The following is a 13,364-nucleotide window of genomic DNA, read 5'->3' as shown; positions in this document are numbered from 1 at the left end:
TTTCAATTTTTTTCGACTTTTTTTGACCAGGCAACAAAAAAAGCCTCCAAAGCCCAGTATTTATGGGGTTTGGAGGCAATCCTGTCTTTTTACAGTTCAAAGAACTTTAATTGTTGATCCATACTCTTAGACAAATTGCTCAAGTTGCCCGCAGAATCTGCCTGTGTAGCAATCGTATCATTCAGTACCTGCATAGATGCTGTCGTTTCCTGTGTCGATGCCGCATTCTCTTCGGAAACCGCTGACAGGTTTGATATAACATCCATCATCTCCTGACGAACACTTGCACACTCTTTCGTCTTTTGTCGCATATTCTGCGTCTCATTTCTCGTCTCTGTGACACCCTCGCTGACATTCATAAACTGCTGCTTAGTTTCTTCCAGTTTTTCTGCCTCTTCTCCCACAATGTTCTGCATTTCTTCCATAATACTAACTGCTTGTGTAGATTCCTGCAAAAGTTCCGCTGTGATTTCCTCAATCTCTTTGGCAGATTCACCCGACTGCTCTGCCAATGTCTGAATCTGATTAGCCACTACTGCAAAACCTTTGCCCTGCTCGCCGGCCCTTGCCGCTTCAATAGATGCATTCAAGGACAACAGATTAGTTTCATCCGCAATGGAAGTGATGATCTGAATTGCCTTTTGGATGCGAACTGCCGCATCGTTTGTGATATGTATCTGTCGATTCATTCTGCTCGCCGCATCTACCGTATCAACGTTTGACTCTGATAATTCTATAATAATCTTTTCAGCACGCTCACGGCTTTGATCCATCTTATCAGAAGTCACCGCAAGCTGCTTCACATTTTCTGTCATTTCATCGATCAATTCGCCTAATGTATTCATCCGAAGCGTAGCAGTCTCAATCTCCTCTGCCTGTGCAACAGCACCACTTGCAATGTCATCGACGGCACTGCCGATCTCCGAAGCGTTTTCGCTCGTCTGCGCTGACATATCACCCAGCTGCACTCCCGCTGTCAATACATCATTAGATGCAGATTGTATCTTTTCTATAATATCACGAAGTTCATTCTGTAAAAGCTGAAGGCTCTTCGCCATGCTGCCAAGCTCGTCCTTACGCTTCAGTAAACGTTTGCTCATTTGAACATTCAAATTACCGCATGCCAGCTGTCCCAGCGCACCATTGGCGTCATTCAGACCATTTCGAATAGCTAACACACAAATAATTACTGCTATAAATGCAAGAATTCCGATCACTATTGCCACACCAACCAAAGTACCAGTCTTGACAGCAATGAAAGAATTAACATCTGAAGCCGGAGCGCCGGCAAACAACATGCCGATCGTACTTCCTCCCTGATCCTTTAACGGCATGTAATATACATAATACGCCTCATCATTAATGACCATATCATAAGAAGTAAAGGTTTTGCCATGTAATACTACCCGGTCATATACCTCCTGCGCTGCATCTGTCCCCAAAACAAATTGTCCGGTCTTAGCATCTTTCAATGTAGTCGCACGTCTGGTCTTGTCATAGAATATCGTGACATCCAGATCGGTTCCCTTCACCATATTTTCCAACATCTGCTCCGTGATCTGCTGCTCGCCCTTGTAGAGCTTCTCCCCATCTAATGTTAGCGGACTGTCATTCAGCGCATCTAACATTCCCTGCACTCCCATCGTCGATGCCTGCAATGTTAATTCCACCTCATCTTGAATGCCTGATCGAATACTTCCAATCCCTATAATGGTCAGAATACATGCCAAAATGCATAGTGGAATTATTGCTATCGCAGTGATCCTTACTGTTAATGAATGAATATGATGCTTTGATTGCTTTTTCATAATGAACACCCTCCCTAGTATTATTCCCGTTCATCTTCAGCGGTATTAAATTAATTAGAGTTATTATATCACAAATTCACAACACAAGGGAGCTTGCTCACTTGCGCAGAATTTGTGAACGACAAAATCGTAAAGCGCAATGCGCGACAGATGCGAAGCATCTGGATTTTGGAATCATTATACCACATTTTCCTATACAAAAAAAGAGCTATGTATCTCTTATTTCGACACAAAGCTCGATGGGAGTTATTTTTTATATTGTTGGATCTGACATTGATGGATCTTAGCACCTAACCTGTGCAACAAATTGAAAATCTGAGTTACATCGCTTTGCTATAGTTTCTTTATGGTGGAACCCACAATATGGTGGCTGCAAAATATAATTAAATCATCAACATAATAAACAATATGTGACTAAATGGCAGCTTTGGATGTGCGAAGTTTGAATGAGCAACTTGCACACATGAACACGTACATGTGAAATATGAACACATGTAGAAATAGAGGGAATTATGAGTCTATCAGACAGCCTTTTAAACGCAGTAACCGGAAGCAATATCTCTACGCATAAAGTATCCGTAGGTAATCTTGCAGAAATTATCAATCAGACCTGTTTACAAAACGCCGAGCGCTATGAGATCGATAAAGTTGAACGCGCCATCCGCGGTAAAATCTTTGGATACACAGACATCGAATCACCGGACGGCAAGTTCCACCTTCATGTCAGCTTCTTTATGCGAGGATTGACTAAACACCGCACCGTTTGGGTAAAAAATTATGAAACTGAAGATATCTGGGAGTGGTCCGGCTTTTCCCTGTCTCCGCTGAAACGTGCTATGCAATACCATTTGAATGCAGCGAGACTACGCTAGGATTGATTGTCAGATTGTAAAGGAAATAGTAATTTACTTTGTAATCCTTTGCTTTTACTCCAGGTACTACAGTTCTTAATACTTTCTCTGGATTTGTTACCGGATTCAAGTTGTTTCATTCTACCATAAAATCTCCTTTCCATTACCAGGCGGTGGTACACCTATAATTTAATGATATTAACAATATCATAGCTTCCTTCTAAAAATTCAACACAATAGTCTGATCTAGCTGGTTCTCATACTCTGATATATTATGAAAAGTAGCTTCTTTGCCAAACAAACCCAGCACATTATCCAAACCTTCTGTTACTCCACTCAGGTCAAATGTCTCTTTACATGCACATATTAGCATTTGATCAAACCCCTGTTGCACCGTTTTATCCCACTTCAAATTCTCATCCTGAACAAGTTTTATAAATTTCTCTCGTTGTTCTCTCATTGCATGAACAGCTGCCCTTTCAAGCCTCTTCACCTGTTGATCTCGCAAGCTGCATTGATTTAAACTCTTTGCAATATTATATGCCAAGATCAACGCGCTACACGCAACAGCAACAATTTGATTTACCGTGCTTGGCTGAACTTTGTTTGCTATCATTCCATTTATTCCACTTCTGCTGAGTGTACTTTCTACAACTATTTTTGTTCCTCCTACAACGGCTAACTTCTCTGCCTATGACGGGACTTTTTCTCTACCCCGGAAGCCTATTCCCAGCCTTTAGGATACATGTTTTCCGGTGATGGAGTAGATGACCCATTCAGAAATATTGGTTGCATGGTCGCCAATGCGTTCAAAATATTTAGCAATAAGCAATAAGTCCGCTGCCTCCTCACCGGAGCCATCAGACTCACGCAGCATCTGGATAACTTCTTCCTTTACTTTGAGGAAAAGGTCATCTACAATATCATCTTTTGCAATGACTTCTTCTGCCTGTTTGAGATTTTTACATACAAAAGCGTCAATACTTCCAACAAGCATAACGGTGACTGCTTTTGCCATTTCTTCGAGCAGATTAAGATGGGTGACATAATTTTCACCATGTATCCAGACGGTCATTTCTGAAATATCTGCCGCATGATCGCCAATACGTTCCATATCTGTGATCATTTTGAGGGCAGACGAAATAAGGCGGAAATCCTTGGCAACAGGTTGCTGCTGTAATAACAATTTCATACACAAACTTTCAACACGTCGTTCCTGATGATCAATATCTTCATCGCCTTCAATGACAGTTTTAGCAAGTTCAACATCGCTATTCACTAATGCACTAATTGCCTTTTCGATCGCCTGCTCGATCATGCTGCCCATCTCGATCAATTCATTATTAAGTTTTTCCAACTGATTATCAAATCGATTTCGCATACCTTCGCTTCCCCCTATCCAAATCTTCCTGTGATATAATCTTCCGTGCGTTTGTCCTGTGGTACAGAAAACAATTTATCCGTTGCTCCATACTCAACCATTTCTCCCAACAGGAAAAATGCTGTTCGGTCCGAGATACGAGTTGCCTGCTGCATATTATGTGTGACCATAATGATCGTATAGTCTTTTTTGAGCTCGATCGCCAAATCCTCAATACGGGATGTTGAAATCGGATCAAGTGCCGATGTCGGCTCATCCATTAAGATAACCTCCGGTTCTACAGCAAGTGCGCGTGCAATACATAAACGCTGCTGCTGTCCACCCGACAAACCAAGTGCTGACTTTTTGAGACGATCTTTCAATTCATCCCAAATCGCTGCCTGTCTGAGAGACTTTTCGACAATAACATCTAATTTCTGTTTAGAATGAATGCCATGCGTGCGCGGTCCATACGCGATGTTGTCATATATACTCATCGGAAATGGATTTGGATTCTGAAAAACCATTCCCACACGTTTGCGCAGATGATTGATGTCAATGTCTCCGTAAATATCTTGCTCGCCAAGCTTTACTTCGCCGGTGATCCGACAGCCTTCTACAAGATCATTCATACGGTTGAGCGATTTTAAGAATGTGGATTTACCACAACCGGATGGTCCGATAAACGCTGTGATCTGCTTTTCCGGAATATCAATATTGATATCTTTTAATGCGTGAAATTTATCATAATACAAGTCCAGTCCTGCAACGTGAAACTTGGTATCTGATGCTATCTGGGATGTCGATGCATCCACCACATTTGTATAGGTTGTATCCATAATAACCATACCTTTCTTGTTTTATTTCTGAATGCCTTTGGCTGCTAACCTGCTTCTTACTTTATTTCTGAATACCTTTAGCTGTTAATCTGCTTGCAAGCAGGTTCGAGATCAAGTTGATCACGATAACCAATATCAGCAATATTACAGCGGTTGCAAATGCCTGATCCGTGTGAAATCCTTCGCCCGACAGCATATACATATGCACCGATAAGGTTCTCGTAGAAGATAACAGGTTTTTGGGCAGTTTTGCGGTTGTTCCTGCTGTATAGATCAGCGCTGCCGTTTCTCCGACGATTCGTCCGGTTGCAAGAATTACACCGGAAAGAATGCCCGGTACCGCAGATGGTAATACGATTCGAAATACGGTACGAAGCTTGCCGGCTCCCAGTCCAAAGCTTCCCTCTCGGAAACTGGCCGGCACTGCGATCAACGCTTCCTCTGTCGTTCTCAGAATTGTCGGCAGAACCATGATCGCCACGGTAAGTGCACCGGAGATCAAAGATAACCGCAAATGCAAAAATGTGACGAAAAACAATGCACCAAACAATCCATACACAATAGATGGAATACCGGATAATGTTTCTGCCGTCACCCGAACGACACCGACAACTTTGTTGCCTTTTTTGGCATATTCAACCATATAGATTGCTGCAAAGATGCCAAGCGGTCCGGCGATCAACAAGGCTAACAGTGTCATAAGCAGTGTATTGATCAACGCCGGAAGCATTGATACATTGTCAGAATTATATTCCAGTTTGAATAAGTCCGGTGTCAAAAATGGGACACCTTTGATCAAAATATATCCGATCAGGAAGACAAGTACCCCCATTGTCAACAATGCTGCCAGCCAAGTGAGTAAAAAGACAATGAGTGAACCCGGATGCTTAAAGTAAGTGCGGCGTTTTTGCGCCAGACTTTGTACATTAATTGCCTGTTCCATAGGTTATTTTGCCTCCCTTCTCTTTAATATGGAAAAAAGTGTATTGATGATCAGGATAAATACAAAGAGTACAACACCCGTTGCGATCAATGCTTCACGATGCAGATCCTGCGCATATCCCATTTCCATAACGATATTAGCGGTCAAAGTTCGGATTCCCTGAAACATGTTGTCTGGTATCCATGCCTGATTGCCGGCAATCATAATGACAGCCATTGTCTCGCCAAAGGCACGCCCGATTCCTAGTACAATACCTGCCATGATACCGGATTTTGCGGCTGGTACCACTGTTCGAAATACGCTTCTTTCATGTGTAGCACCAAGTGCCAATGCACCTTGATAATATTTATCCGGTACGGCACGGATCGCTGATTCCGATATACTGATGATCGTTGGCAGGATCATGATTCCGAGCAGCAAAGCCGCGGAAAACAAGCTGAGTCCGTTACCACCATAGTAAGGACGAAACGTGTCACGCACCCACGGTACGATGATCATCAATCCGAAGAAACCGTATACAACAGACGGAATACCTGCTAACAGCTCCACGCCCGGTTTCATAATGCGGTATAACGGTTTAGGGCAAAACCTTGCCAAAAATACTGCTGCCAAAATTCCAATTGGGACACCGACAATGATCGCTCCTGCTGTAACATAGATACTTCCGATGATCATTGGAAAGATTCCAAACAGGCCATTTCCTGCCTGCCAGGTGCGTCCCAGCAAAAATTTGCCGAAGCCAATCTTTGCCATAGCGGGAACACCATTTGCAAACAGGAAGATACAGATCAATGCAACTGCCAGTATCGAGACACAGGCACAGAGCATAAAGACAAACTCCATCCCTTTTTCTTTTACTTTTTGTAGTGTCATATCAATCCTCATTCCTTTCCCATCCCAAAGTCTGTGGTCGGCTGTCTGCACACATTATCTATGTGCAGGTATACCTGTCAGGATTCCTTATTTCACATCTGCCCAGTCTGTTGTTGTACCTGTGTAAATGTTCTTAACGGCATCGGAGGAAATATCCTCTAAGGAATTTTTGTTATTTACGATTACTGCGACACCATCTAATGCGATTGCGGTTGGAGTAAGACCTGCCTGTGTCTCACTGTCCTTCAAGTCACGGGATGCCATACCGATATCACAAGTTCCCTCTGCTGCAGAAGTCATACCTGTTGTAGAATCACTCTGCTGAACTTCCACCTGTGCACCTGTGTTTACTTTCTGATATGCCTCTGCTAATTTTTCCATAACCGGTGTTACTGAAGAAGAACCGGCAACGACGATCTTACCTTTCGCACCATTGCTTTTGAATGCTGCATTTTCGGAAACTGCGATGTAACCATTGTCTTCTACTACTTTCTGTCCATCAGCACTCATGATGTAATTGATGAAATCCTGTGCTGCTTCGCTGACATCTTTTTTGGTAGCAATGTTGAAAGGACGGGAAATCTTGTATGTACCGCTTTTTACGTTCTCTGCTGTTGCTTCCACGCCATCAACTTTCAATGCCTTTACCTTATCGTTTAATGCACCAAGTGATGTATAACCGATCGCATATTCATCTCCGGCTACTGTTGTCATCATAACCTCTGTACTCTGTGATACGGAAGCACTTGCTGTGGTCTTATCTACTTTCTTGCCACCCTCTTCCTGTTCAATACCGAACAGCTCGATGAAAGCGCCTCTGGTACCGGAACCATCTTCTCTGGTTACAACAGAAATCGGTTTGGATCCACCTGCTGCTTTGTCACCCTTTTTGCTGCCACAGCCTGTCACCAAGCTTGCTACACATAATACACTCAATCCTACTGCTAATAATTTCTTTGCTCTCATTTTAATAATCTCCTTTTCTCTTCCCTCCACACGGTCACTCTTAACCGTGTTTTCCATCTGCTTCTTTCAGATGTGCGGCTAAATTTTGTTTACGGTTAATAGGATACTGTGCCAATGTAAAGTCTGAAATCTGCCACACCTAAAATTTATGTAAAATGTATGTAATCCGAACTTCGCGCCTCTAGAAGTTCTATCTAAGCAGGAACTTCCATATACATGAAGAGAGAATAATCTGTATGCGTAATATATTAATAGGAGATTAACTATAACTATTTCAAACTTCGCACATCCGAAGCTGCCATCTAGTCACATATTGCTTATTATGTCGATAGTTTCATTATATTTTGCAGCCACCATATTGTGAGTTCTGCCATGAAGAAACTATAGCAATTGCCTTGCCGCAATTAGTTTTCAGATGATAGGAAATTGCTGTTATGTAGCGTGACATCGCCAAGAATTGCTTTAGCAATTCTTGTAGAGCAAAACGCTGGTTTTGCTCTTTTTCACAGTGATTTCTAGATTTTGTTGTCTCTGATGTATGATTTACATGCCTTACGGAAACTCGAAGTCCCGGAAGCAAGGTATTCATCATTTTTGAAAGGGACTTTGCGCTCGTCGTTACTTATGTCTCGTATTTCAGAGACATTAAGTAACGTGACGTAGCGCATCGTAGCGAAAGCGTCCCGTCCAAAAATGGATGATACCTTGCTAAACCGGGACATCTCAGACACTCCTTCAGGCATGTATTCATCAGAGACCTAACAAAACAAGAAATTACGTAAAAACACTGCGCTCTACGGCAATTGTCTTAGTTTCTTGATGGCAAAATAATTTACGTTATTGGCTGCAAATTAGTTATTGTCTTACTGACATAATAAGCAATATGTGACAACATGATAATTTTTGATGTGCGAAGTTTGAGTAACTATATTGTAGTAGGAAAGGATGTTAGATGATTATGAAATTAGATGAAGAATATTTCCGACAAGAACAGCAAAAAATCCGATCCTTTATCGAGACCGGATTTTTTACACTTTCTGTTATTCTGATCGCAAGTCTGGCAATCGTGTACAGCCAGAAAAAAATGCCTGCAGATAAATCTGTCATGTCAAACAGTTTGATACATAACAAGGAACTGCCGATTTATTGCGTTGATACCAAAAAACCGGTTGTCGCATTGTCATTTGACGCTGCGTGGGGAGCGTATCGCTCATTGAACACTGTCTTTGTGCCGCCCCACTTCTTCCACATGCTGACTAAAAAGCATCGTCATTTCTATATTAATTGTTCACTTTATGATGCACTTCCGTCGTACTTGCCGTCAGCGGCAGGAATGTATAACCATGCTTTTTACCATATTTGATGATCTTATCTAATGCTCCAAGCATCTTATCATTCTTATAAAAATCATGCATTAACACAACATTTCCCCGACCTTTTATCAGTCCTGTAGTCACGTTGCGATACACATCATTTGCATTTTTAGCCGTGTCCGAGTCGCAGGAAGCAACATTCCAATCAAAATAATGATAACCCCAGCTGGCAATATCCTTGGTGATTCTCGTCATAATTCCCGGATTATATCGGCTGACCGTATTAGAACTTCCTCCCGGAAAACGGCTTAACGTACACCAAACACCGTATTTCTTAAAGAAAAGATTGCGAAGCTTATCCAAATTTTGCTTGTACACTTTCTTGGACTTGTAAACGATGTTATATTTATGCTGATAACCATGCATAGCAAGGGTATGTCCCTCGTCGATCACGCGTTTCGTCAGATCAAAATCTTTTTTCGCCGGTTTCAACTCAAAAAAGGTTGCCTTGACATTATTTTCCTTTAGAATATCTAAAACCTTCGGTGTCGTATAACGATTTGGTCCGTCATCAAAGGTCAGATACACAATATTTTTAATCTTTTTGTTGACTGTCAGATCACAACGATATGTGTGCTCTGCGCCCTTTCCGTAGATCGTTGTCGTGCCAACCTTTTTACCGGTAACAACACCATCTGCATCAACGGTGGCGATCGTTTCATCTGCACTTGTCCAGCTGACACCGCCTTCTTTATTACTAAAAAGGATCGGTAACTTCTCACCTTTCATCATCGTAAATGTCGGATACACCATGCCGCGCTTTTTGATCTTTAATGCACTGCTGCTCTTTTTGCCATCCTTAGTCACAGTAAGCGTCGTTTTTCCTGCTTTGCAAGCGTGGACAATCCCCTCCGGTGACACAGAGGCTACTGAGGTATCTGCGATCACATATTCCGCTTTTTCTTTTTTCTCCAGCTCATACTGCTCTCCCAAAAACAGCGTATATGTCTTCTGCTTGTCTGCGTCTGTGTTGTTTTTCACAGCTTTTTCCTTTTGAACGGCAGAATTGTTCGCCTTTTTGTCGCTCTTACAAGCTGTCATGCTGACGCAAAGCGAGCTCACAAGCACCGCCATCAACCCCATTTTTATCCATTTTTTCATCATTCTCAAACCTCCTATGTACTGATATCTCTTGGCTCTTTGATGTGTTCTATAACACACGCAGCCATTATGCTTTTCATTCGCATCTGTTCTAGCATACACCATATTTCGAATAAAATCCATGAAATTAATGTAATTATTTACATATATCTATGTATTTGCTGCAGCCGCCTGTCATATAGTAATACTAATCATCAACAAGCTCCTAAAGAGCTTTCGGAAATGAGGATCCTTATGAGAAAGAACCGTTGGGCGTTTTACATAAGACTGAGCCGCGAGGACGGTGACCGCGCAGAAAGTTTAAGTGTCGTGCACCAAAAATTGAAGCTTTCCGAGTATGCTAAGACGCACCCGGAACTGACACCGTACAGCTGGTATATTGACGACGGTTACACTGGGACCAACTACGACCGCCCGGCTTTTCTGCGTCTGCTGCAAGACATTGAAGCTGGTCATATATGCGGTGTTTTGGTGAAAGATCTGTCGCGATTGGGAAGAAATAATGTTAAAACAAGTCATTATGTCCATGAATATTTTCCAGCGCACAAAGTGCGCTTTATTGCTATTGATGATGCTGTAGATAAAGATTTTTTTGACATTGATACGAGTAAAGATATGATGATCGATCTCAAAAATATGTTTAATGGATTTTATCCACGGGACATCAGCGCAAAGGTACGCTCGACATTTCGCGCTAAGCAGTGCGCCGGACAATTTATTGGTGCGTTTGCCGCGTATGGCTACCGCAAGTCCCCATCCAATCATAACAAATTGCTGATCGATGAGCCGGCCGCTGCGATCGTCCGCCGAATCTTCTGCGAATACCTGTCCGGCATAGGTGCATCACAAATTGCGAAACGATTAAATGAGGAGCAGATTCCCTGTCCCTCTCTTTACAAACAAATGCACGAAATGGCCTATCACAATGCCAACGTACGCCCCGGAAATGGCTGGACATACAGCAGCGTGCGCAACATTCTCCGCAACCCGGTCTACACCGGGAATATGGTACAAAACCGTTCTTTTCGTCAAGTCTGCAGTAAAAAGGCACTCCCCCTGCCTCCGGAACAATGGATCACGGTAGAGGCAACGCACCCGGCAATCGTGTCTTCGGAACTGTTCGACCGAGTGAACACTCTGTTGTCACATGCGCCAAGACAACCACAGAAACGACACGTGCATCTTTTTGCCGGGTTGCTTCACTGTGCAGACTGTGGTGGGAGCATGGTCCGTATATGCCGCAACGGTACCGTTCGTTTTCGATGCGGTACCTATAACCGGCTTGGTCTGCGGGGATGCACTTCACATTCGGTATGTGAAACTGCTCTTACTAATGCTGTACGAAACGACCTTGAAGCACATGGCATTCCTCTGCCCGCTGAAAGCTCGCTAAACCGTGCCCTCGTGTGTTCTGTGATCCGTCAGATCACAATTCATGAAGATGGTTCCGCAGATATCTCTTATTTAAATTAAATTTCTTATTCATTACTCAAACTTCGCACAGCAATAATTACCATGTTGTCACATATTGCTTATTATGTAAGTAAAATAATAGCTATTTTGCAGCCAATAATGTAAATTATTCTGTCGTCAAGAAACTAAGACAATTGCCGCAGAACGCAGAGTTTTTACGTGATTTCTTATTTTGTTAAGTCTCTGATGAATACATGCCTGAAGGAGTGTCTGAGATGTCCCGGTTTAGCAAGGTATCATCAATTTTTGGACGGGACGCTTTCGCTACGATGCGCTACGTCACGTTACTTAATGTCTCTGAAATACGAGACATAAGTAACGACGAGCGCAAAGTCCCTTTCAAAAATGATGATTACCTTGCTTCCGGGACTTCGAGTTTCCGTAAGGCATGTAAATCATACATCAGAGACAACAAAATCTAGAAATCACTGTGAAAAAGAGCAAAACCGCGTTTTGCTCTACAAGAATTGCTAAAGCAATTCTTGGCGATGTCACGCTACATAACAGCAATTTCCTATCAACTGAAAACTAATTGCGGCAAGGCAATTGCTATAGTTTCTTCATGGCAGAACCCACAATATGGTGGCTGCAAAATATAATTAAACTATCGACATAATAAGCAATATGTGACCAGGTGGCAGCTTCGGATGTGCGAAGTTTGAATTCATTACTATTACCACAAGCCAAGCACATGCTGCATCAACAGACTCATTCCTGCAATGCCGACCCAGCAGCAAAATCCCAATGCAAGCGGCTTACCACCCGTTTTGATTAATTTGATGATATTGGTATTTAATCCGATTGCTGCCATAGCAAGCACGATAAAAAATTTACTAAGTTCTTTTAACGGAGTAAATACATCTGCCGAAACGCCTGCATTTACAGCGATTGTTGTAATCAAAGATGCCCCGATAAAGTACAATATAAAGATTGGAAATACTTTCTTGAAATGAACCTTTTTCCCTTCGGCTCCACTCTTCTTCGTACGAACCAGCGCCAAAACAAGTGTGATCGGGATGATCGCTAGCGTTCTCGTCAGCTTAACCGTTACTGCTTTGTCCAAAGTCGCACTGCCTAAATGCCACATAGAATCCCATGTGGATGCTGTTGCCGTTACGGATGAAGTATCGTTGACTGCCGTTCCTGCAAAAATACCAAACGCCTCACCGTTTGTGGTGCAAAAATGCAGCAGCGAACCAAGCACCGGAAATGTTAATGCAGCAATGACATTAAAGAAAAAGATAACGGAAATCGCCTGCGCAACCTCCTCATCATCTGCATCAATAACCGGAGCAGTTGCTGCAATTGCAGAACCACCACAAATAGAAGATCCAACTCCGATGAGCGTTGAGATCTTCCCTGGAATGCGTAATACTTTGCACAAAACAAATGCGATAACCAGCGATGTTGTGATCGTCATAACAATGATCGGCAAAGACTGTTTACCTGTCTGCAGCACAACAGACAGATTGAGTCCAAAACCAAGCAGGATCACTGCCCACTGCAATATTTTTTTAGAAACAAACGTAATACCTGACTGCAGATTAGTCTTATCTTTCACAAATAATGTTATGAGCATTCCTGCCAAAATTGCAAAGACCGCTCCTCCCACAATCGGAAATTGCTTGCCAAGCAGCTGACAAGGTACTGCAATCATAAGACAAAATAAGATTCCTTTTCCATTCTTTTTTACAAATTCCATAATATTCATCCTTTCTATCGTTATTTTAATCCACTCAAACCTCGCACATTAAAAATTATCATGTGTATCGTCATT

Annotated in this window: 11 protein-coding genes; 2 read left to right on the top strand and 9 right to left on the bottom strand. The window is 42.4% G+C overall.

Features of this window, described 5'->3' with window-relative positions; translation table 11 throughout:
* Nucleotides 1–89: 89 nt before the first annotated feature.
* Nucleotides 90–1,808: a methyl-accepting chemotaxis protein gene (locus ACSAJE_RS13630; RefSeq protein WP_458009376.1), complete on the bottom strand. Its 1,719-nt coding sequence runs from the start codon at nucleotides 1,806–1,808 to the stop codon at nucleotides 90–92.
* Between the two features lie 512 nt (nucleotides 1,809–2,320).
* Between ACSAJE_RS13630 and ACSAJE_RS13625 the strand changes: the two genes are divergently transcribed.
* Nucleotides 2,321–2,680: a hypothetical protein gene (locus tag ACSAJE_RS13625; RefSeq protein ID WP_458009375.1), complete on the top strand. Its 360-nt coding sequence runs from the start codon at nucleotides 2,321–2,323 to the stop codon at nucleotides 2,678–2,680.
* 199 nt (nucleotides 2,681–2,879) lie between these two features.
* On the opposite strand, the gene ACSAJE_RS13620 is transcribed toward ACSAJE_RS13625, so the two are convergent.
* The 7 genes from ACSAJE_RS13620 to ACSAJE_RS13590 all read right to left on the bottom strand — a co-directional run bounded on the left by ACSAJE_RS13620 (nucleotide 2,880) and on the right by ACSAJE_RS13590 (nucleotide 10,117).
* Nucleotides 2,880–3,275 (bottom strand): hypothetical protein, encoded by a 396-nt coding sequence (locus ACSAJE_RS13620; protein ID WP_458009374.1) that lies wholly within the window; start codon nucleotides 3,273–3,275, stop codon nucleotides 2,880–2,882.
* 120 nt (nucleotides 3,276–3,395) lie between these two features.
* Nucleotides 3,396–4,040 carry a phosphate signaling complex protein PhoU gene (gene phoU, locus ACSAJE_RS13615; protein ID WP_118691555.1) on the bottom strand — a complete coding sequence of 215 codons (645 nt, stop codon included), beginning with the start codon at nucleotides 4,038–4,040 and terminating at the stop codon, nucleotides 3,396–3,398.
* Nucleotides 4,041–4,054: 14 nt separating this feature from the next.
* Nucleotides 4,055–4,858: a phosphate ABC transporter ATP-binding protein PstB gene (gene pstB, locus ACSAJE_RS13610; RefSeq protein WP_022024271.1), complete on the bottom strand. Its 804-nt coding sequence runs from the start codon at nucleotides 4,856–4,858 to the stop codon at nucleotides 4,055–4,057.
* A gap of 61 nt (nucleotides 4,859–4,919) precedes the next feature.
* On the bottom strand, nucleotides 4,920–5,801 hold the full coding sequence (gene pstA, locus ACSAJE_RS13605; protein ID WP_458009373.1) for a phosphate ABC transporter permease PstA: 882 nt from the start codon (nucleotides 5,799–5,801) through the stop codon (nucleotides 4,920–4,922).
* Nucleotides 5,802–5,804: 3 nt separating this feature from the next.
* Nucleotides 5,805–6,674 (bottom strand): phosphate ABC transporter permease subunit PstC, encoded by an 870-nt coding sequence (pstC, locus tag ACSAJE_RS13600; RefSeq protein ID WP_022024269.1) that lies wholly within the window; start codon nucleotides 6,672–6,674, stop codon nucleotides 5,805–5,807.
* Between the two features lie 87 nt (nucleotides 6,675–6,761).
* A complete protein-coding gene (locus tag ACSAJE_RS13595; RefSeq protein ID WP_022024268.1) occupies nucleotides 6,762–7,640 on the bottom strand; it encodes a substrate-binding domain-containing protein in 879 nt (292 codons plus the stop codon).
* A 1,280-nt stretch (nucleotides 7,641–8,920) separates the two neighbouring features.
* Entirely contained in the window at nucleotides 8,921–10,117 is a 1,197-nt protein-coding gene (locus ACSAJE_RS13590) for a polysaccharide deacetylase family protein (RefSeq protein WP_458009372.1), read from the bottom strand.
* A 231-nt stretch (nucleotides 10,118–10,348) separates the two neighbouring features.
* Between ACSAJE_RS13590 and ACSAJE_RS13585 the strand changes: the two genes are divergently transcribed.
* Nucleotides 10,349–11,587 (top strand): recombinase family protein, encoded by a 1,239-nt coding sequence (locus tag ACSAJE_RS13585; protein WP_458009371.1) that lies wholly within the window; start codon nucleotides 10,349–10,351, stop codon nucleotides 11,585–11,587.
* A 673-nt stretch (nucleotides 11,588–12,260) separates the two neighbouring features.
* Here the strand turns inward: ACSAJE_RS13585 and ACSAJE_RS13580 are convergent.
* Nucleotides 12,261–13,289, bottom strand: a complete 1,029-nt coding sequence (locus ACSAJE_RS13580; RefSeq protein ID WP_118506714.1) for a YeiH family protein — start codon at nucleotides 13,287–13,289, stop codon at nucleotides 12,261–12,263.
* Between the last annotated feature and the right edge of the window lie 75 nt (nucleotides 13,290–13,364).

This window comes from Jutongia sp. SJQ-6, assembly GCF_054161275.1.
This window is presented reverse-complemented; position numbering and strand designations above follow the sequence as displayed.